Source organism: Roseateles aquatilis, from assembly GCF_002205645.1.
GTDB classification, from domain to species: Bacteria; Pseudomonadota; Gammaproteobacteria; order Burkholderiales; family Burkholderiaceae_C; genus Roseateles; species Roseateles aquatilis.
Genome location: NZ_NIOF01000001.1, coordinates 239,244 through 257,810 on the forward strand (window position 1 = coordinate 239,244; position 18,567 = coordinate 257,810).

An 18,567-nucleotide genomic window follows, 5' to 3' on the forward strand; every position below is an offset into this window, starting at 1 on the left:
GGAACAAGGGGATGAATTGCAGCGCGGCATGCGCCCGCGCGGGAACCGTCAGTTCAGCCGCGTCGTCGGCCTGGCCAGCAACACCCGCTCGAACGCCCGGAAGTGACGGCAGGAGCGCATCGGGTCGTCCATGCGCTCGTACAGCGCGCCGAGGCAGTAATGGGCGTCGGCCATGTCGGGATCAAGCGCCAGCGCGTGCTCGTAGGCTTCCAGCGCCTCGATCAGCGCACCCGTTTCCTCCAGCGCCGCGCCATGCTGCAGATGGACCCGCGCGCTGCCGGCGCATCGCTCGATCGCCAGCTCCAGCAACGCCAGCGCTTCCTGGCCGCGACCTTGCCGCCGGAAGTGGGTGGCGAGCTTCACGTAGGCGTCCTCCGCGATGCGCAGCGCCTGCGGATCGGCCATCGGACTGGCCAGGGCAGGCAGCGCGGCGGCGGTGACGTGAGCGTCGGAGCGGCGGGTCGAGGTGGCGGCGTAGGTCATGTCGATGGCTTCCTGTTGTTGGACACGAAGTTATCGCGATGCCCGTGCCCGCGCTGCCGGCAGAAGGAGCGAGGCGGCGTAGGACAAGCGGCATGCCGTCGCGGCGCCGTCGCGCGGACCGCGTCGGCAATCCCTACAGCCGCGGCTGGATCAGCCAGATCCAGAGCGCCGCCCCCGCCGCCAGCCACAGCGCGACGATGAGCACGGCCCCCACCCGGCTGCTCGGCTTCGCTCCCTGGGTCCGCATCCACCGGTCGGCCTGGTCGCGACAGTCGGCGAGCACGTCGGCCGGCAGCATCCGGATGGTGAGCCAGATCAGCGCGGGCAGCAGCAGCACGTCGTCCACATACCCGAGCACGGGGATGAAGTCGGGGATCAGGTCGATGGGGCTCAATGCGTAGGCCACCACGAAGAGACCGAGCGCCTTGGCAGGCCAGGGCGTCCCCGGGTGCTTGCCGGCGAACCAGAGCGTCACGCCGTCGCGCTTGATCCGCTTGGCCCAGCCCTTGAGTCGAGTACCGAAAGTCATGCGGCGAGCATGCCACGGCGATGGTGACAAGGTCCCGCGCGAGAGATCGGCCGTGCAACGCCTGACGAATAATCCCGGCATGAACTTCATTCGCCCTCGCGCCCTCCTGCTCGCCACGCTCCTCACGACGACCAGCGCCGTGGCGCTGGCGGAAACACCGCTGGTGGAGGCGCAGTCACGGGTCGCCTGGACGTCGCTGCGGACGCTGGTGTCCAAGGCGCTGCTCCATGGGCAGGTCAACCCGCAGGTCGCCGCGTGCGTGCGGACGTTGCCGCCCAACAGCTTTCATCAGGTCATCCGCCAGATCGCCGACGACAGCTTCGAGCCGTCCGCGCAAGGCATGGTGGACGACTTCCTGAACTCGCCGGTGGGCCAGAAGCAGGCGAAGCGGGCATGGCTGACGGTTTTTCAGAACCAGCAGTTGCCGCTGCCCCAGCCCATGCCGGAGTACTCCGCGGAAGACAGGCAGCAGCTCGAGATCTTCTCCGGGCTGACGGCCGTGCGGCGGTATCTGGACGAGAGCTTCCTGGACAGTCCGAAGGCCTCGCCGCTGATCCAGGGTCGCGTGCGCGAGTTGATGCAGCAGTGCGCGGAGAAGGTGACGCGCGCCGCCGCCTCGCAGGCAGGAGCTTCGCAGGCAGGGGCTCCGCAGACGACGCCGCGGGTCGGCACGACGGCCGCGACGGCCGCGACAGCCGCGGCGCCCGCCGACTCGGCGGCTACCGAGAGCCGTGACGCGGCACTCGGCGCGATCGGCACGGCCTACTTCATCGTCGGAAGGATCGGCAAGGACTGCCTGTCGCTGCTGAATCGGCCGGACACCGCGCAGGATTTCGTCGCCGTCTGGCAAAAGCGCAACGAAGTCTTCGTGACCGCCGCGTCGAAGTACCAGGCCAGGCGACTGGCGGAAGCACGGGCGCAAGGCGGCAAGGCGCAGGCCGACGTGGTCTGGGGCCAGATGACCGGCGCCGTGCGCGCGAGCGGCGAAGGCGCGGTGCGCGGCATGCTCGACCAGCCGGATCGCACGGCCGCATGCCAACGCGCGGTTGATCTGATCGACAAGGGCGCGTTCGACCTGAAGCCGGGGCAGCCGATGCATGACGAGTTGCAATCGCTGGTCGCCTGGGCCGAGACACAGCGATAGGCCCCTGCGCTAAGCTCCGCGGACCTCACGACGCCCAGGAGCCCTCATGAAGCGAGTCACCGGAATCGGCGGAATCTTCTTCAACGCCAAGGACCCCGCCACCTTGCGCGATTGGTACAAGACGCACCTGGGCATCGACGTCCAGCCCTGGGGCGGCGCCGCCTTCTCGTGGGCCGACGCCGACGGCCAGCCCACCGGCGGCACGACGGTCTGGTCCATCGGCGCCGGCGACGGGGATGCCATCGCGCCCGGCAAGTCGTTCACGATCAACTATCGCGTGGACGATCTCGCCGCGCTGCTGCAGGCGCTCCGTGACGAGGGCTGCGACGTCCTGGAAAAGAGCGACGACTCGGCGTACGGCAAGTTCGGCTGGGTCATCGACCCCGAGGGCAACCGCGTCGAGCTGTGGGAGCCGCCGGCGGGGCAATGACGGCCGTCTTCGGCGACGGCAACGCCACGCTCGGCGGCCCGGGCGCGACCGGCGCCGCATCGCGCGGGTGCCGGGCGCCCGCGCGACGCCGCGCGGCCTCGGCGCCTCAGCGCTGCCCGGCCTGCACCGCGCGCGCCCGGTCCGTGTAGCCCTTGTAGGCCGGGATCGCGACGGCGGCGACGAGGCCGACCAAGGCGATCACCGGCAGGATCACGCCCAGCACCCGCACGCCCCAGGTGTTGGGCGGGGGCGGCGCGCCGAAACGGTTCGCGCCCTTGCTGCCCGGCACGAAGATCCAGATCAGTGCGATGACCGGCACGATGACCGTCAGCGTCCACCAGCCGCTGATGTTGAGGTCGTGGCACCGCTTGATGCCGATGATCACGGTGAACCAAAGCACCGCGGCCAGCGCCGCCCAGCCCGCGAGCATCGCCAGCACCGAGCCGCCGAGCACGAACATCAGCCCGCCCGACACGGCCGTGTGGATCAACGACGCGCCGGTGGAATAGGCCAGATAGCGCAGCCGCCCGATCCGCCCCTTGGCGGAGAACATCTTGAGCTCCGCCGCGGGCACGGGCGGCGCCACGTCGGCCACCGCGGCGACGGGCGGGGCGTACTGGTTCAGCGTGGGTTCGATCATCGGGTCCTCCTGGGTTGAATCTGAATCTGAAAGCTCACAACAGTCCCGCGCGCTTGACCTGGTGGTACCGGTTGACCAGCGTGGCGGCGAGCGCGCGCGGCTCGACGTCGATGGACAGCTTGTCGTGGTCCACCACGCGGGCGAAGGCATCGTGGCGCGCCTGGGTCAGCAGGTGCGCGCTGGCCACCGTGACGGCGTCCTCGGGGCCGGCGATGGGCTGCGCGGCCATGCGCCCCAGCGCGGTCTCGCGCAGGCTGGCCAGCAGCACCAGGTGACGGCGGCGCAACAGGCGCAGCGCCGGCTGCAGCTCGGGCGAATCCTCGTCGCGGAAGTTGGTCAGCACGATGACCAGCGAGCGGCGGCGCAGTCGGTGCGACAGCGCCTCGGCCGCGGCCAGGTAGTCGGAATGGTGCCCGCCCGGTTGCAGGTCGTGCATCTTGTTCATCAGCACGTTGAGCGCGCCCATGCCCTTGCGCGGCGCGCAGTCGCGACGCGCGCCCTCCTCGCAGCCGAAGGTCATCGCGCCGACCTCGTCGCCCTCGGAGAGCGCCACGTAGGCCAGCAGCATCAACGCGTCCAGCGCGTCGTCGAAGTGGCTGGTCTCGCCCACGTCGGCCGATCGCTCGTCGGCGCGCATGCGGCGGCCGCAATCGAGCAGGAACATCACGCATTGGTCGCGCTCGTCCTGGTACTCCCGCACGACGGGCTTGCGCTGGCGCAGCGAGGCCTTGGCGTCGAGGTGTCGCAGCGGGTCGCCGCGCCGATATTCGGCGAGCTGGCGGAAGTCGGTGCCCTGCCCGCGCTGAATGAAGTTCTTGATGCCGATCTGCGCCAGGCGACGATCGCCGGACAGCCACGCATAACGCGCCAGCGCCGCGAAGTTGGGATAGACGCGCAGGTCGCGCGGCTCGCCCATGCGCTCGCGCACCTCGAAGAGCCCTGCCCGCGTGCGCCACAAGAGCTGGGTGATGCCCAGCGTCGCCACGCCGCGCTGCCGCGCCGTGGCGCGGAACTGCACGCTGACGCGCGTCTGCGCGGCCAGGGTCAGCGCATGCGGCAGGCCCTCGAAGTCGAAGAGCGGGTCGAGCTCGTCGAAGACCTGCAGGCGCCAGGCCATCGGGCCGGGATTGACGAGGTCCAGCTTGAGCTCGGTCGGCGCGCCGATGGCGAAGGCCGCCGGCAGCCGCCGCTCCACCCGCAGGCCGCCACTGGCCCACAGCCGCGAGCTGCGCCACAGGTCGACGACGGCCAGCACCAGCAGCGCGCCCAGCACCGCGCCGCCCACCGGCGCCACGACGGCCAGCGGGGCCCCCAGGGCCAGCGCGATCGCGAAGGCGAGGCACAGCGCGACCAGCACCGCGATGCTGGCCCGCGTGGGCAGGACGAGGCGGCGGGCGGTGGTCTTCAAAGCCGGGGCGCCTCCACGCTCTCCAGCGCGGCCTGCAGGATCTCGTCCAGGTCGCGGCCCTCGATCTGCGCATCGGGCGCCATGGTGACGCGATGGCGCAGCACCGCCAGCGCCTGCCGCGCGACGTCGTCGGGCGTGATGAAGTCGCGGCCGTCGATCAGCGCGACGGCCCGCGCCGCGCGCACCAGCGCCACGCTCGCACGCGGCCCGGCGCCGACGTCCAGGCCGGGCCAGTGGCGCGTGGCCCGGACCACGCGCACGGCGTAGTCGACGACCAGCCCGTCCGCATGCACGAGGCTGGCCAGGCGCTGCAGCTCCAGGACCTGCACGTCGTCCAGCACCGGCCGCACCGCCTCCAGCGGCAGCTCATGCCCGGCACGGCCGGCGGTGACGAGCTGCACCACGGCCGTTTCCTCCTCGTGCGTCGGATAACCGATGCGGATCTGCAGCAGGAAGCGGTCGAGCTGGGCCTCGGGCAGCGGATACGTGCCCTCGGTGTCCACCGGGTTCTGCGTGGCCATCACGATGAAGGGCCGCGGCAGCGGCAACGTCTCGCCTTCCAGCGTGGCCTGGTACTCCTGCATGACTTCGAGCAGCGCGCTCTGCGTCTTGGCGGGCGCGCGGTTGACCTCGTCGGCCAGCAACAGGTTGGTGAACACCGGGCCCTTGCGCACGCGCAGGCGGCCCAGGCCCGCGCCGGTGTCGTCCAGCACGCTGTGGCCGACGACGTCCGCCGGCATCAGGTCCGGCGTGAACTGCACGCGCGCGTACTTCAGGCGCAGCGCCTGCGACAGCGCGCGGGCCAGCAGCGTCTTGCCCAGGCCGGGCACGCCCTCGACCAGCACGTGCCCCGACGCCACCACGGCCACGAGCATCTGCTCCACGGCCTGCGCCTGGCCGACGACGGCCTTGCCGACTTCGTTGCGCAGGGCGTGCACCCATTGCGTGGCGAGCTTGAGCTCCTCGGGCTTGATCATGGCGAATGTCTTTCTTCGTGAGGTCGTTGCAGGCGGCGCCGGGCCGATTCGAGCAGGTGCAGGCGCGGCGGCAGCTCCGCGCGGGTGCAGAGCCGCGAGGACATGGCCGTCGCCAGGTCGTCGCGCGCCACCAGGGTGGCATCCGCGATGGCGTGGGCGCGTTCCAGCCGGGTCAGTCGGCCGTAGCCGGGCAGTGTGTTGGACGCCGCTTCATCGAGCGCCCGCTGCTGGGCTGCCAGCAGCGCGTCGCCGCCCTCGCGATGCAGATAGGCGCCCATGCCGCGCACCTGCTCGGAGATGGACCGGCGCAGGCGCGGCGGCGGCGCCAGCCGTGGACCGAACCGGATGGCACCGCGCCACAGGGCGGCCGCCAGGGCCAACGCACCGAACAGGATCGCGATCCAGCCGCTGTGCCACAACCAGGGCAGCAAGGCCTCGCGTTGTTCGCCCAGGTAGATCCAGACCTCGGCGCCAGGCTCGGCCTGCACCGCCGCGGCCAGGAGCACCGGGGCGTCGCAGCGCAGCGCCCAGTCGTTGTGGAAGAGCATGCGGCTCGTGTTCAGCACGGTCACGCTGCCCTGCCCCACCGAAACACGCAGCCCCTGCGCGCCGAGCTTCTGCTCCAGCGTCCAGGTGGCCTCGTGGCCCGGCTTGGTCCTCAACCGCTGACTCCAGCGGAAGGAGCTGCATAGCTCAAGCTTGCCGACGTTGCCGAAGATCGGGGGGTTCGACGTCATGCGTTCGCCTTCGCGATCCGGCCCACCGGCCGCGGGCGTGACCGCGGGAGCACGAGCGCGCTCGGCGGCGGAAGCCGCCGAGGCCGCTTCCGCCGCTTCCCGGCGGACCCTCTCGCCGACGGGGACGCGCTGCACCGGCACCCAGTCCTCCAGCTTGGTGTCGTCCCAGTCGAACCCTTCCACCAGCACGAGGTGCCCCCCGCGCTCCACCCATCGATGCAATTGTTCGGCGCGGCCTGGCATCAAGGTCCAGTTGCCGGAAAGCAGGACCAGGCGCGCGTGTTTCGGCGGCAGCGCGTCCAGCTCCTCGCGGTGCTGCGCCTGCAGGCCCAGCCGGCGCAGCACCTGCTCGAAGGCATAGACCGGGTTCTTCAACGCCTCACCCTGCGAACGGCGTGGACGTTCCCGCTCGACCCACTCGGTCTGGGTCGAGAACCACCAGCCGCCGAGCACCGACACCAGCAGCACGAGCGCCCAGATCACGCGGTCGCGATTCATGTCGCCGCTCCCGTGGGCATGCGGACGTCGAAGTCGGCGCACAGGTGCTCGAACACCTCCGGCGACAGCTCGCGCCGGGCGTACGCCACCGTCTGCCAGCCCGCCACCAGTTGCGTCAGGAAGGTCTGCGACGCCGCCTCCAGGTGCGGGGCCGACAGGGCCAGGCAGTCACGTTCCGTGCTGGCCGCGCGGATCGGCACGCCATGTCCATGGACCAGCCGCGACAGCGCGCCGCGGTACAGCAGCGACAGGGCCGCGCGCGTTTCGCCGCGCTGCCACAGCGCGCGCGCCGCGCCGCCGATGTCGGCGGGCAGGCTCTCGGGGCGGATGTCCAGCGTGCCCACGTGGGTCGGCGGCGCGGCCGTCAGCGCGCGGCCGGCCTGCTGGCGCTGGAGCAGGTCCCTCAGGCGCAGCAGCACCCACACCAGCAGGCCGGCGCCGACCAGCCACATGGCCACGCGCAGTCCCGCGGACAGACTGTCGATCAGATCGCGCCACCAACGGAAATCGTCCTGCTTGCCGGGCGTCTTCCTGGCCTCGTCCTTCTTCTTGAGGCGCAAGACCCTGGTCTTCTCCATGCCGGCCAACAGCGGGTCGGCCTGCACGGCGCTCGCGGCCGCCAGCACCGCGCGCGCGTCGATCGCCGACGCTGGGGCCGATGCCGCGGCTGGCGGCGCGGCGGGAGCCGACGCTGATGCCGACGCCGACGCCGACGCTGATGCCGACGCTGATGCCTGTGTCTGCGACCGTGGCGATGCCGTTGCCGATGCGGATGCCGATGGCGACACCGTCACCGCCGGCGTGCGCGCGCCGCCGACGCTGCTCCCCAGGACCACCGCCAGCACGATCACGTCACGTAAACGCACGGCGGAACTCCTGCTCGATGTCCCAGGCCTCGAGGACCACGCGCCGGTTCAGGTACATCGCGAACCCCGCCGCGACGTAGAACGGCTCCAGGAACAGCACCACCAGCATGTAGGCCGACGCCAGCAGCATGTCCAGGCCCAGTTGGCCGGCCGCATGCGTCTCGGGGCGGAAGAACCAGTCCCACACCCCGGCGCTGCGGTTTTCTGGCGCGAACCACCACACCAGCGCGATCAGCGCGTAGCTCAGCACCGCCTCCGCGTGCACGAACGCGGTCTGCAGCGCCGTGGCCGCGCCGCGGTTCTCGTTGAGCATCAGCTGGACGCGCTGGCGCCGCGCGCCGCCGCGCTGGCCTTCGAGCTGTTCGACCGGCTGCGTGTACGCACGCCACGGCGAGAAGCGCCGCCACAGCAGCGTGCGCAGCAATTGCCCGCCGAAGACCTGCCGCCGCGCGCGCCACAGATCGGACCAGCGCGTGGCCTCGCCAAAGACCGCGCGCGACATCACGAACAGCAGGCTGCGGTCCAGCCAGGGCTTGAGCCAGAACACGATCAGCATGGGCAGCCAGCTCTGAACGTCCACGGTGCACATGGCCAGCACCGCCACGACCAGGAACACCGGCGTGAAGCACCGCCAGATCGACGGCGCCTGCGCGCGCACCAGCGCCAGGCCCAGATCGCAGGCCTCGCCCTGGCTGCGCGGCCGCAGCACGACGGCCAGTCCCTCAACCCGCATGCGCGCCCCCTCGCCCCATCAGGCCCAGCCAGGCGAGCACCAGCGCCCAGCACACGGCGGCGACGCCGTACTTGACCGCCGGCGTGATCCAGCCCGCGGAGGACCAGAAGGCCTCGACGGCGGCGGCGATCAGCAGCAGGAAGAACGCCGCGTAGATCAGCGGCACGGCCGCCCGCGCGGACTCGCGCAGCGCCTCCAGCCGGCCCAGGCGTCCCGGCGCCAGCCAGCCCAGGCCCATCCGCAGGCCGGCCGCGCCCGACAGCACAATGCCGGTGAGCTCGAAGGGCGAGTGCGTGGCCACGAAGGGCCAGAGGTTGTGGCCCAGGCCGACACGCTGCAGATGCCCGAGGGTGACGCCGATCGCCAGGCCGTTGTAGAGCAGCACGAAGGCGCTGCCCACGCCGGCCAGGATGCCGGCGCCGAAGCAGCGGAAGCCGATGCCGATGTTGTTGAAGATGTAGAAGCCGAACATCTGCCAGTCGTCGTCGGCCCCGCGCACCCGTCCCAGCGCGTCCTTGCCGTCGGCGTACATGGCCTCGTAGTCACGCAGCTGGCTGGCGTCCAGCAGGCGCAGCGCGAAGTCCGGGCTGTGCAACGTCAACGCGTAGGCCAGCGCCAGCGGCAGCGCGAAGAGCAGCAGCGCCAGCAGCACGAAACGCCCTTGCGCGCGCACCGCGCGGGGCAGGTCCACGCGCAGGAGCCGGGCCAGCGGCCGCAGCCCGTAGTCCTGGCGGCGGTAGATGAGCTGGTGGGCCTCCTGCGTGAGCGCCTCCAGGCGCTCCACCAGATGGATGGGATATGCGCGCGACTGCGCCAGCGCCAGGTGCTCGCACACACGCCGGTAATGCGCGGCCAGCAAGGCGCCGTCCGCCTTCTGGCCCAGCTTGGCCAGCGCCAGCTGCGCGGCGAAGGCGTCCCACACCGGGGCGTACTTCTCCTCGAAGTGCGTCGGGGTCATGGGCGCGTCCCCATCAGCCAATGCGCGACGCCGAGCAGGCGCTCGGACGTGCCGCGCCTGGGTTCGCCGGGTTGCACCGGCGGCAGCACGGGCGCGGCGAGCGCGGCCAGTTCCTCGAAACGTTCCGGCGTCAGACGCCTGGCGCGGCCGGCCCAGGCGCTGATGGCGGCGCGCTCGCGCTGGTTCAGGGGCCGGGCCGGCGCCAGGCTGGCGGCCGAGGGCGCCGGGTCGTGCAGGATCACCGGCTCGGTGTGGACGACCAGCGTGCCGGCGGCCAAGTCGCCCAGGCGTTTGCAATCCCGGTTCAGCAGCATCGTGACGATGCCGAAGGCATAGGCCAGCGGCAGGAAATCCGCGACGCGCAGCAGGTTGCGGGTGATGGACGCGGCCGGCGTGACCGGCAGCCCGGTGTCCATCACGACGCGCAGGCCCTGCGCGCGCTTGCCCGGCGTGGCGCCGCCACGGCCCAGCTCGAACACGATCGGGTACAGCCACTCGACGCAGAAGACGCCGATCATGACCAGCCCGCCGCCGAAGTTGCCCCACGCGCCCAGGACCATGATCAGCACCAGGTCGATGGCCAGGCGGATCAGCAGGTCGATCAGGAACGCCATCGTCCGCGCGACCAGGCCGGCCGGGCGCAGGGACAGGACGATGCCCTCGGGGGTTTCGGCCAGCGCCAGCGTGTCGATGCGCCGCGCCGCCATCCGCGGCGCGTTCAGAGCTGGATCACCCGGGTGTCCGCGGTCGCGTCACGCAGACACTTGCGCGACCGGACGCGCCCGTCGAGGGCGGCGTCTTCCACAAGCGCCTGGGGCGGCGCGAAGCGTTCGTCCACGTTGACCGACATCCCGAAACTCCCTCTCCTTGTTTGGCGGCGATTGTGTCAGCGCTTCATGACGCGGTCGATCGGTGGCATTCCCGAATGGGCCCCTCCGAAGGGGGAGCCGCCGCGGCGATGACGCGACATTCGCACGGTCGGCCGCTTGTCCCGCGGGACACCGCCCCCTGCCGCGTCACATCGAACCGATAGCATCGCGGCCTCCTCACCGCTCGCCACCGCCATCGATGATCCGCCGCCTTCCGCTCCTGCTCGCCGCCCTCCTCCTGGCGACCGGCCTGGTCTCTCCGGCCCGGGCCGACGACTTCCTGCATCAGCCGACCAACGTGCGCATCCCCGACACCATCGCGGGCTTCGTGCGGAAGGACATCAAGGATCTGGAGGCGAGCACGCCGGGCCATGGCGTGCAGATCAACTTCGCCAAGGAAGGCGCCTACACCGCCACGCTCTTCATCTACACCGACGCGCGCATCCGCGCGGCCGCCTCGCTGTCGGACGAGTTCATCGTCCAGGCGCATCGCTTGAGCGCGGAACAGGTCCTGACCATCGCCAAGCTGCGCGAGCCGACGCAGCGGTCAGCCAATTCGCGTCGGCTGGGCCCCACGGCGATCACCCAGGCACGCACCACGCCCGAGCCGACGCCGATGTATTCGGACTTCTACATCGTCTACCTCGGCGGCCGCGCCACGTTCGACAAGATGGACACCTGGCTCGCCCGCGGGCACCTCTGGAAGCTCCGCCTCACGCGCGTGCCGGGCAGCCTGGACAACGACACCGGCACGGACTTCGTCTTCGGACTCGCCCAGCTGTCCATCGACGGCCAGTGCGCCCCCGATTGCGTCGCGAAGCTCAAGCCGAGGGAGGTGCCGGCGGCGTCGGGCCCCGCATCCGCTGCGGCATCCGCCCCTGGGCCCACGGCCACTTCCGCCCCCGTGTCCGTGCCGACAACGACCGCCGCCGTGCCGTCGACGATGGCGACGCGCGTCGCGGCGGCGGTGGAGCGAATCCTCAAAGTGCAGCTGGACAGCGGCGAGCCGGCCGCCATCGAGACGATCAAGGCCTGCTACGCCGCGTTGCCCACCGGAGGCATGGCCGAGGAGCTGGAAGGCTGCCTGGGCCAGGACATCGCCTTCGCGACCGTTTCGAACGGCATGTACCGTCAGGCCCTCAAGGGTCAGACCCAGCCGGAGTACCTCACCATGCCCGTGCTGCGGGCCCGCGTGATGACGCAGTCGCAGCGCGCCGGCTATTCCGCCGCGGACAGCGATCTCCTGGCCAGGACAGTGGCGAAGTACGCCTTCGAAGCGCTGCTGAAGCCGCGCTGAGGGGACGACGGGCGACGGCCTCGGCGCGAGCCGCGGGCGTCAGTTCCTGTCCGCGCGGATGGCGGGACCGGCCGACGGCTCGCCCGCCGGCGTGACGCGCCCGCTGGCCTTCCTGGTGTAGGCCCTGGGCCGCGAGGCCCCGTCGGCATCGGCATCGTCGCCCGACGCCTGGACGGCCGGTGGCGTCGCGGACGCGGCGTTTGTGTCGCCGGCCTGAGCGGAGGCCGCGTCGATGGGCGGTCCCACGGTGCCGGACTGCTTCCTGCTGGCGCTGGACGTCGGCGGCGGATCCTGCGGTTGAGCGACCACCGCGACACCGGCGACCGTCACGGAAAACGCGAGCAACGTGGTACCGAGCTGATTCATGGCCTGTCCCCTGCGAATCCCTCCTGCCGCCCCGTCGGACGGCGCGGATCGGATGGAGACCGGGGCAATCGGCGATCCCGAAGGATCGCCGCCGGGCCTTCGGCCGGGCTCTCGGTCAGGCCGTCAGTCGCGCATCCACAACGGCGGCCAGCCGTAGGCGCGGGAGACGGCGCGGGAGACCTCGGCCATCATCGGATACCCCGCGTCGGCGTTGGTCATGATCACCACCCCGCGACCGCTGCCGGCGAAAGCCACCGCGTAGCACCTGAAGCCGGCGTTGCCGCCGGTGTGGCTGTAGCGGAAGGCCTCGCCCGCGCCGGCCAGGCCGAACCCCTGCCCGTCGCCGCCGGGCACCGCGGTGAGCATCGTGCGGGCGCTGGCCGGGCTGAGGACGCCGTCGGGCTCGCCCCGATACGAGCGGCCAACGGACAGCATGAATCGGGCGAGGTCCGACGGCGTGGTCCAGAGCCCGGCCGCGGCCTGCTCCGGATAAACGCGGTGGCGGCCCTTCAACGGCGCGTCGCCGCGCTCGTGGCCGGACGCGGCCCGGTCGGCCAGCCCGGCCGGCAACGGCTGCGCGAAGGTGCTGTCCGCCATGCCGGCGGGCTTCAGCACCGTGTCCCGCAGCAGGTCGGCGAAGGGACGTCCCGAGGCCTCCTCCATCAGCATCTGCATCACCACGAAACCGCCACCGGAGTAACGCTCGACCGTGCCGGGGATGGCGTCCACGCGCACGGGCGGCGTGTTGGCCGGGGGCGCGCCGTCGAGGATCTGCTGGAGCGTCGGCAGGGGCTGGCCCGGCTCGTAGCCACCGAAGCCGTGGCCGGTGAGGCCGGCCATGTGCGTGATGATGCGGCGCGGGGTGACCTTCTCGACGCGGGTGAAGGCGTTCTCGGGCACCTTCCAGCCGCGGAGCCGGGTGTTGACGTCCTCGTCGAGCTTCAGCTCGCCGCGCTCCACAAGTCGGAACAGGCCGGCCGAGCTGACGGGTTTGGCGATCGACGCGGCCTGGAACAAGGTCTCCACGTCGACCGGCACCTTCGTCGTCGCGTCACGGACGCCGTACCCACGCGCCCACAGCAGGCGCCCCTGATCGAAGACGGCGATGCTCAAGCCGGGCACGCCCAGTTGCACCATGCGCGCCGACAGCGACCGCGGCGCGCCGCTGTCCTTGCCGGAGGCATCGATGGGCACGATGTTCTGCTCGACCCGCTGGATGCGCGCGTCCAGGTCGGCCGGTGGCGCGTCCGAGGCGGCATGGCCGGTGGTGAGCAGCAACAGCCCGGCCAGTGGCAGCAGCAGGCCCTTGATCGATTGGTACACCTGTTTGAACCTTGTCGTGAGGCCGGGCGGCAGGGCCCGGCATTGAATGGAAGTCGCTCGATGGAACGGTCGGCATCCCGGCGTCGGGGGCGATTCTGTCCGACGCGCGGGGCTGTCCGGGCGCTCGCCAACCCGGTGTGACTTCCAGCCTCGCGCGCTGCGCGCCTCGCCCCTCGGGTCAACCTCGATTTCGGACCGCCGCCAATCGCTGAGAATGCCGCCCGAGGTCCGCCAGGCTGGCCGAAGAGCATGGCAGGCGGACGCTCGAACGAGCAACAACGATCCGGGGGAATCACCATGTCCGATGAAGGCGACTTCGTCATCGTCGCCACGTGCGGCACGCCCACCGAGGCTCACCTGATGGGCGGTGTGCTGGAGGCCGCGGGCCTGTCGCCGCAGGTCGCCGACGCCAACACCGTTCAGGCCAACATGTTCTGGGGCCAGGCGGTGGGGGTACGTGTCCGGGTGCCGGCGTCCCAGGAGGCGGCGGCCAGGGAGGCGCTGGCGGCGTACGAGGCCGGCGCCTATCAGCTGCCGTCCGACGGCCCCGCGCCGGCCGCCTTCGCGGAGCTCCCCGCCCCGGTCTTCAGTCCGGATCGCGCGGTGCTGCTAAGTTTCTTGTTGACGCCGGTCTTCGGCGCCGCGATCCAGATCGCCAACTCGCGCGCGATGGGCACGCGCGATCGGCTGCCGGGTCAATGGATCTCGCTCGCGCTGCTGACCGCCGCGAGCGTCTTCGGCATCGTCCTCGTGCACGCGCTCAACCCCGGTCCGTTCATCGTCTTCCGGGCGGCATTGGGGCTCTCGTTCATCACCGCGCTTTGGTATGTCATCTCCGGCGGGCAGCAAAGCAAGGCGCTGCTGGCGACCTATGGGTCCCGGTACCGCAGGAAGAGCCTCAAGGTGCCGGCGATCGCGACGGCGGTGATCGCGTTGGCGGCGGGGTGGGGGTTGACGGTGGTGGGCGCATGAAGGGGACCGCGAGTCGCCCTAGGTCGCGGAAGCCACGACTGGCCGCTCGAACCGCAACCCCATCACCAGCGGCACCGTCACCGCGTAGACGACCACGGGCAACAGCCAGATCGCGCCGGTCCATTGCTCCCTGACGACGAAGTAGAAGCTGGAGAACGCCAGCGGGCAGACGATCGAGGCCAGGCTCACCGCCGATGTCAGCACGCCCTGGAACTGGCCTTGTTCGTGCGCATCGACCTGCCGCGTCGCGAGGGCCTGCAGCGTCGGCGCGCCGATACCGCCCAGCGCGATGAGCGGCATGATCGCGAAGATCATCCAGCTCTGCGTGGCGAAGGCCATCAGCAGCAGCGCCACGCTCGCGCTGGCGATGCCCGTCAGCACGGTCGTGCGCTCGCCCAGCAGCTTCACCGCGGGGCCCGGCAGAAACGCCTGGGCCAGCGTCTGGCAAATCCCGAACGCGCCGAGCGACAGGCCGATCCACAGGCCGTTCCATTGGAAGGTGTCGTTGCCCCACAGCGCCCAGCAGGTGCCGTAGACCTCGCCCGCGGCGCTGAAGGCGAAGAAGATCAGCGTGATGGGCAGCAGGCCCTTCGCCGAAAACACCCAGCGCAGCGGCCGCAACGGATTCAGCGCCGCCCGATCGATCGGCGCCCGCGTCGGCGTGCGCGACTCCGGCAGCAACACAAACGCCAGCAGCAGATTGCAGGCGTTCAGCACCGCCGCCGCGATGAAGGGCAGCCGCAGCCCATGGTCGCCGAGCGCGCCGCCAAGCACCGGGCCGACGATGAAGCCGATGCCGAACATGGCGTTCAAGAGGCCGAAGCGGCGCGCGCGTTTGTCCTCGGGCGAGATGTCGGTGATGTAGGCCGCCGCCACCGAGGTGTTGGCGCTCGTCAGGCCCGCGATGGCGCGCCCCAGCAGCAACATCCAGAGGTTGGACGCGAAGGCCAGGAACAGGTAGTTCACGGCCGCGCCGGCGAGCGAGATCAGCAGCACCGGACGCCGCCCCAGCCGGTCGCTCAGCGCGCCCAGCACCGGCGCGAAGAGGAACTGCATCGCGGCGTAGAGGGCGATGGTGAGCCCGATGTAGGGCGCCACGTCGTCCACGTGGGTGACGCTGCGCAGCAGCGACGGCAGGATCGGAAAGATCAGGCCGATGCCGACGGCATCGAGAACGATGGCGGCGAAGATGACGACGAGCGGTCGGTTCATGGCAGGTCGGCCTGAATGCCGTCGGCCTCATCGTCGGACGCGGACACGGCTCAAGCGCAAATATGTACTCAGTACACAAAATGTACTCGGTACAATGAAAGGATGTCAATGACCCCGCCCGATCGCCGCTCCCGCAAGCGCCTGGCCACGCGCCAAGGCATCTCGGATGTCGCCACGCGCCTGTTCTGGGAGCGCGGCTTCGACAAGGTGACCATCGACGAGATCGCGGCCGCGGCGGACGTCGGCCGCATGACGGTCTTCAACCACTTCCCGCGCAAGGAGGACCTGTTCTTCGACCGCGAGGACGAAGGCCGCGAGACCCTGCGCGAAGCGCTGCGGCAGCGCGACCCGGCCATCTCCCCCGTCGAGACGCTGCGGCTGCTCGCGCACCAGTTGGTGGCGCAGCAAAGCCCCTATCTCAGCTTCTCGCCGGCGGGCCAGAGCTTCATCGACACCATCATGGGCAGCGAGGCGCTGAAGGCGCGGGCCCGCGCCATCCGCGACGAGCTGGCGCAGGTGGTCGCCGTGGGGCTGTCCGAATGCGTGGGCCGGGACGCCGGCGACGCCGATGCCCACCTGGCCGCCGACCTGCTGCTGGCGACGTGGACGGTGGCCTTCATCCAGGCGCACCGCGCCTTCCGGCTGCGCCAGGACGCCAGGAAGGCCAAGGCGACCTTCCTCGCCATCGTGGATCAGGGCCACGTCGGCCTGGAAGCCGCGATGGCGGGCACGCCCTACGTCTGAGCGACGCGCCGCGTCCGTCGCATGCCGCGGGCGCCGCGCCGCATCACCGGCGTCCGGCCACGACCACCGCCGCGCCGGCCTCAGTCGTCCACCAGCAACCGATACCCGACCCCCGTCTCGGTCAACAGATAACGCGGGCTGGCCGCGTTGACCTCCAGCCGGCGGCGCAACTGGTGGACATAGACGCGCAGGTAGTTGGCGTGCTCGTCCTGATGCGGTCCCCACACCTCGCGCAGCAGGTGCCGGGCCGACACCACCCGGTTGGCGTTCTTCGCCAGGATGGACAACACGCGCCATTGCGTCGCGGTGAGCGGGATGGACTCCGCCCCGCGAAGCACCGTCTGCCGCTCCATGTCGATGGACACGTCGCCCAGGCGCAGCAGGGTGCGGCCGTCCTGGAAGCTCTGCGCCGCGCGGCGCAGCGCCACCCGCAGCCGCGCGCGCAGCTCGGCCACGCCGAACGGCTTGGTCAGGTAGTCGTCGGCGCCGCAATCCAGCGCCTCGACCTTGTCCTCCTCCTGGCTGCGCGCCGACAGCACGATGATGGGCCGCTGGGTCCACTGGCGCAGTTGCCTGATGAAGACAAGGCCGTCGCGATCGGGCAGGCCCAGGTCGACGAGGAACAGGTCGATGCGCCGATTGCCGGCCAGGGTCTCGGCCCGCGCCACCGATTCCGCCTCGTGGACCTGATGGCCGTCGGCCTGCAGCGCGGTGACGAGCATCTGCCGGATCGCAGGATCGTCCTCCACCACCAGCGTGTGCACCTGCCTGGCGCTCATTCCAGCGCTTCCATCGCGGAGGCCGACTGCGTCGGTTGCGGAATGGACCACTGCACGCAGGCCCCCTCGCGGTTGCTGACGAGCAGCCGGCCGCCGTGCAGCTTGGCGATGGCGTCGCAGATGGCCAGTCCCAGCCCGGTGCCCTGCCCCGTCAGGGACGCCCCGCGCGAGAACTTCTTGACCATCTCCTGCTCCCGCCCGGGCGGGAAACCCGGGCCGTTGTCCCGGATCGTCAGGTGCGCCTCCCCGCTCTCGATGGCGATGGCGACCTCGATCAGCGATCCCTCCGGGGCGTAACGACAGGCGTTGCCCAGCAGGTTGCCGAAGAGCTGCTCCAGCAGGCGCGGGTCGCACCAGAGCAGGTCGTCGGGGTCGAAGCGCGTGACCACGCGGAAGGCGTTCAGCTTGGCCTGCAGCGGGCTCAGCACCGCGGACACCAGCTCGTCGACGGGGCACCACTCGAATTTCGGCTGCACGCCGCCGCCCTCGATGCGCGTCAGGTCCAGCAGGTTGCTCATCAGATGGTGGACGCGGCGGGCCTCGCTCAGCACGCCGCGCAGCAGCGCGCGGTGGCGCTCCTCGGAGATGTCGGCGCCCTGCTCGAGCAAGGCGCTGACGGATCCGACGATGGCGGTGATCGGGCTGCGGAAGTCGTGCGAGATGGCCGCCAGCAAGGTGCTCCTGAGCCGCTCGGTCTCGGCCTCGACCTTGGCCTGGGAGTTGATCTGCTCCAGGTGCAGGCGCTCCAGCGCGATGGCGGCCTGATCCGCGAAGGCATGGATCAGCTTCAGGTCGCCAGCGCGGTGGTTCAGCGACCAGCCGTTCTTCACCACCAGCACGCCGACCTGCGCCGACGCGCCCACCAGCGGGATGCGCAGCTCGTCGACCGATGCCGGCTCGTCGTCGCGACCGAGGGCCCGCTCCGTGTCGCCGTCGCCCGTGGACAACGGCTTCGCCACCTGCAGCTTGACGCTGAGCAGCATGCTCGAGGCATGCCCCATCGCGTTCAGCACCGCATGGCGGATGGACTGCTGCACGTCGCGCGGCGAGGTGGCCTGCGCCAGGTCGGTGGCCAGGGCGTTGCGCGCCTGCGTGCGGCGGGCCTTGTCCGCGATCTCCAGGGTCTTCTTGCGAAGGCTGGAGGCGAGCGAGCTGATCAGGCACCCCACCGCCAGCATCAGGCCGAAGGTCAGGTAGTGATGCGCCTCCAGCCTGGAGAAATGCCAGTGGGGCTTCAGGAACAGCAGGTCGTACAGCACGACGCTGAGCACCACGAAGATCACCGCGGCGGTCAGCCCGCTGCGGATGGCCACGGCGGTCGCGCCCACCAGGTAGACCATCATGAGGCTGCCCGGATCGATGTGCTCGCTCAGGACCTGCGCCACCAGGCTGCAGACCGCGAGCGCGAGCAGGATGGCGATCTGGGCGCTCAGCCGCGGATGGGCCCGCTCCAAAGCCTTCAGACCCATGGACGTGGCCCGCGCGGACTGGCCCATCGGACCGGCGACCAGCTCGCGATACAGAGTTCCCAGATTCTTTTGCAATGGAAAGCCAACCTCGCGTTGTGCCTCCGGTCTCCGGATGATCCTGCCGCGGGCAGGC

The 18,567-nt window shown here is 70.9% G+C and carries 21 protein-coding genes; 5 read left to right on the top strand and 16 right to left on the bottom strand.

The window, feature by feature from the left end:
- Positions 1–48: 48 nt before the first annotated feature.
- Both CDN99_RS00950 and CDN99_RS00955 read right to left on the bottom strand, forming a co-directional pair.
- Positions 49–483 (bottom strand): tetratricopeptide repeat protein, encoded by a 435-nt coding sequence (locus CDN99_RS00950; RefSeq protein WP_088382252.1) that lies wholly within the window; start codon positions 481–483, stop codon positions 49–51.
- A 133-nt stretch (positions 484–616) separates the two neighbouring features.
- Complete coding sequence (locus tag CDN99_RS00955; RefSeq protein ID WP_088382253.1) at positions 617–1,012, bottom strand: YkvA family protein; 396 nt, start codon at positions 1,010–1,012, stop codon at positions 617–619.
- Between the two features lie 79 nt (positions 1,013–1,091).
- Here CDN99_RS00955 and CDN99_RS00960 point away from each other — a divergent pair, with 79 nt between their 5' ends.
- Positions 1,092–2,156 carry a hypothetical protein gene (locus CDN99_RS00960; protein WP_088382254.1) on the top strand — a complete coding sequence of 355 codons (1,065 nt, stop codon included), beginning with the start codon at positions 1,092–1,094 and terminating at the stop codon, positions 2,154–2,156.
- Positions 2,157–2,202: 46 nt separating this feature from the next.
- Positions 2,203–2,586 (top strand): VOC family protein, encoded by a 384-nt coding sequence (locus CDN99_RS00965; RefSeq protein ID WP_088382255.1) that lies wholly within the window; start codon positions 2,203–2,205, stop codon positions 2,584–2,586.
- Between the two features lie 106 nt (positions 2,587–2,692).
- Here the strand turns inward: CDN99_RS00965 and CDN99_RS00970 are convergent, their stop codons facing one another.
- The 9 genes from CDN99_RS00970 to CDN99_RS29495 are packed head-to-tail and all read right to left on the bottom strand — an operon-like array spanning position 2,693 to position 10,253.
- Positions 2,693–3,226: a DUF805 domain-containing protein gene (locus CDN99_RS00970; RefSeq protein WP_088382256.1), complete on the bottom strand. Its 534-nt coding sequence runs from the start codon at positions 3,224–3,226 to the stop codon at positions 2,693–2,695.
- 34 nt (positions 3,227–3,260) lie between these two features.
- Complete coding sequence (locus tag CDN99_RS00975) at positions 3,261–4,634, bottom strand: DUF58 domain-containing protein (protein ID WP_238139306.1); 1,374 nt, start codon at positions 4,632–4,634, stop codon at positions 3,261–3,263.
- The gene (locus tag CDN99_RS00980; RefSeq protein ID WP_088382257.1) at positions 4,631–5,611 is read right to left on the bottom strand and encodes an AAA family ATPase; all 981 of its coding nucleotides are present in this window, start codon (positions 5,609–5,611) and stop codon (positions 4,631–4,633) included. Before CDN99_RS00980 ends, CDN99_RS00975 begins: the two co-directional genes overlap by 4 nt.
- Positions 5,608–6,846 (bottom strand): DUF4350 domain-containing protein, encoded by a 1,239-nt coding sequence (locus CDN99_RS00985; RefSeq protein WP_088382258.1) that lies wholly within the window; start codon positions 6,844–6,846, stop codon positions 5,608–5,610. Before CDN99_RS00985 ends, CDN99_RS00980 begins: the two co-directional genes overlap by 4 nt.
- The gene (locus CDN99_RS00990) at positions 6,843–7,712 is read right to left on the bottom strand and encodes a DUF4129 domain-containing protein (protein WP_141100583.1); all 870 of its coding nucleotides are present in this window, start codon (positions 7,710–7,712) and stop codon (positions 6,843–6,845) included. Before CDN99_RS00990 ends, CDN99_RS00985 begins: the two co-directional genes overlap by 4 nt.
- Positions 7,699–8,445: a hypothetical protein gene (locus CDN99_RS00995; RefSeq protein ID WP_088382260.1), complete on the bottom strand. Its 747-nt coding sequence runs from the start codon at positions 8,443–8,445 to the stop codon at positions 7,699–7,701. Before CDN99_RS00995 ends, CDN99_RS00990 begins: the two co-directional genes overlap by 14 nt.
- Positions 8,435–9,403 carry a stage II sporulation protein M gene (locus CDN99_RS01000; RefSeq protein ID WP_088382261.1) on the bottom strand — a complete coding sequence of 323 codons (969 nt, stop codon included), beginning with the start codon at positions 9,401–9,403 and terminating at the stop codon, positions 8,435–8,437. The genes CDN99_RS00995 and CDN99_RS01000 overlap by 11 nt, the downstream gene beginning before the upstream one ends.
- Positions 9,400–10,110, bottom strand: coding sequence for an RDD family protein (locus CDN99_RS01005; protein WP_088382262.1), 711 nt, complete (start codon positions 10,108–10,110; stop codon positions 9,400–9,402). The genes CDN99_RS01000 and CDN99_RS01005 overlap by 4 nt, the downstream gene beginning before the upstream one ends.
- Positions 10,111–10,121: 11 nt before the next feature.
- Positions 10,122–10,253: a hypothetical protein gene (locus tag CDN99_RS29495; RefSeq protein WP_259374705.1), complete on the bottom strand. Its 132-nt coding sequence runs from the start codon at positions 10,251–10,253 to the stop codon at positions 10,122–10,124.
- Positions 10,254–10,471: 218 nt separating this feature from the next.
- Here CDN99_RS29495 and CDN99_RS01010 point away from each other — a divergent pair, with 218 nt between their 5' ends.
- On the top strand, positions 10,472–11,569 hold the full coding sequence (locus tag CDN99_RS01010) for a hypothetical protein (protein ID WP_088382263.1): 1,098 nt from the start codon (positions 10,472–10,474) through the stop codon (positions 11,567–11,569).
- A 39-nt stretch (positions 11,570–11,608) separates the two neighbouring features.
- Here CDN99_RS01010 and CDN99_RS01015 read toward each other — a convergent pair whose 3' ends face one another.
- Together CDN99_RS01015 and CDN99_RS01020 are read right to left on the bottom strand one after the other, a co-directional pair.
- Positions 11,609–11,935, bottom strand: coding sequence for a hypothetical protein (locus CDN99_RS01015; protein ID WP_088382264.1), 327 nt, complete (start codon positions 11,933–11,935; stop codon positions 11,609–11,611).
- Between the two features lie 123 nt (positions 11,936–12,058).
- The gene (locus tag CDN99_RS01020) at positions 12,059–13,258 is read right to left on the bottom strand and encodes a serine hydrolase domain-containing protein (protein ID WP_088382265.1); all 1,200 of its coding nucleotides are present in this window, start codon (positions 13,256–13,258) and stop codon (positions 12,059–12,061) included.
- A 297-nt stretch (positions 13,259–13,555) separates the two neighbouring features.
- Between CDN99_RS01020 and CDN99_RS01025 the strand changes: the two genes are divergently transcribed.
- Positions 13,556–14,230, top strand: coding sequence for a DUF2007 domain-containing protein (locus CDN99_RS01025; RefSeq protein WP_088382266.1), 675 nt, complete (start codon positions 13,556–13,558; stop codon positions 14,228–14,230).
- Positions 14,231–14,248: 18 nt separating this feature from the next.
- Here CDN99_RS01025 and CDN99_RS01030 read toward each other — a convergent pair whose 3' ends face one another.
- Entirely contained in the window at positions 14,249–15,442 is a 1,194-nt protein-coding gene (locus CDN99_RS01030) for a TCR/Tet family MFS transporter (protein WP_088382267.1), read from the bottom strand.
- A 108-nt stretch (positions 15,443–15,550) separates the two neighbouring features.
- On the opposite strand from CDN99_RS01030, the gene CDN99_RS01035 reads away from it, so the two are divergent.
- Positions 15,551–16,186 carry a TetR/AcrR family transcriptional regulator gene (locus CDN99_RS01035; protein ID WP_238139307.1) on the top strand — a complete coding sequence of 212 codons (636 nt, stop codon included), beginning with the start codon at positions 15,551–15,553 and terminating at the stop codon, positions 16,184–16,186.
- Between the two features lie 80 nt (positions 16,187–16,266).
- On the opposite strand, the gene CDN99_RS01040 is transcribed toward CDN99_RS01035, so the two are convergent.
- Complete coding sequence (locus CDN99_RS01040; RefSeq protein ID WP_088382269.1) at positions 16,267–16,965, bottom strand: response regulator; 699 nt, start codon at positions 16,963–16,965, stop codon at positions 16,267–16,269.
- Complete coding sequence (locus tag CDN99_RS01045) at positions 16,962–18,509, bottom strand: ATP-binding protein (RefSeq protein ID WP_141100585.1); 1,548 nt, start codon at positions 18,507–18,509, stop codon at positions 16,962–16,964. The genes CDN99_RS01040 and CDN99_RS01045 overlap by 4 nt, the downstream gene beginning before the upstream one ends.
- Positions 18,510–18,567: the final 58 nt, after the last annotated feature.

Coding starts and splice junctions, on each gene's coding strand:
- CDN99_RS01030 (WP_088382267.1), bottom strand. CDS start 15,442: ATGAACCGACCGCTCGTCGTCATCTTCGCCGCCATCGTTCTCGATGCC.
- CDN99_RS00970 (WP_088382256.1), bottom strand. CDS start 3,226: ATGATCGAACCCACGCTGAACCAGTACGCCCCGCCCGTCGCCGCGGTG.
- CDN99_RS00985 (WP_088382258.1), bottom strand. CDS start 6,846: ATGAATCGCGACCGCGTGATCTGGGCGCTCGTGCTGCTGGTGTCGGTG.
- CDN99_RS00950 (WP_088382252.1), bottom strand. CDS start 483: ATGACCTACGCCGCCACCTCGACCCGCCGCTCCGACGCTCACGTCACC.
- CDN99_RS00980 (WP_088382257.1), bottom strand. CDS start 5,611: ATGATCAAGCCCGAGGAGCTCAAGCTCGCCACGCAATGGGTGCACGCC.
- CDN99_RS29495 (WP_259374705.1), bottom strand. CDS start 10,253: ATGTCGGTCAACGTGGACGAACGCTTCGCGCCGCCCCAGGCGCTTGTG.
- CDN99_RS01035 (WP_238139307.1), top strand. CDS start 15,551: ATGACCCCGCCCGATCGCCGCTCCCGCAAGCGCCTGGCCACGCGCCAA.
- CDN99_RS00965 (WP_088382255.1), top strand. CDS start 2,203: ATGAAGCGAGTCACCGGAATCGGCGGAATCTTCTTCAACGCCAAGGAC.
- CDN99_RS00960 (WP_088382254.1), top strand. CDS start 1,092: ATGAACTTCATTCGCCCTCGCGCCCTCCTGCTCGCCACGCTCCTCACG.
- CDN99_RS01025 (WP_088382266.1), top strand. CDS start 13,556: ATGTCCGATGAAGGCGACTTCGTCATCGTCGCCACGTGCGGCACGCCC.
- CDN99_RS01040 (WP_088382269.1), bottom strand. CDS start 16,965: ATGAGCGCCAGGCAGGTGCACACGCTGGTGGTGGAGGACGATCCTGCG.
- CDN99_RS00995 (WP_088382260.1), bottom strand. CDS start 8,445: ATGCGGGTTGAGGGACTGGCCGTCGTGCTGCGGCCGCGCAGCCAGGGC.
- CDN99_RS01000 (WP_088382261.1), bottom strand. CDS start 9,403: ATGACCCCGACGCACTTCGAGGAGAAGTACGCCCCGGTGTGGGACGCC.
- CDN99_RS01005 (WP_088382262.1), bottom strand. CDS start 10,110: ATGGCGGCGCGGCGCATCGACACGCTGGCGCTGGCCGAAACCCCCGAG.
- CDN99_RS01015 (WP_088382264.1), bottom strand. CDS start 11,935: ATGAATCAGCTCGGTACCACGTTGCTCGCGTTTTCCGTGACGGTCGCC.
- CDN99_RS01010 (WP_088382263.1), top strand. CDS start 10,472: ATGATCCGCCGCCTTCCGCTCCTGCTCGCCGCCCTCCTCCTGGCGACC.
- CDN99_RS00955 (WP_088382253.1), bottom strand. CDS start 1,012: ATGACTTTCGGTACTCGACTCAAGGGCTGGGCCAAGCGGATCAAGCGC.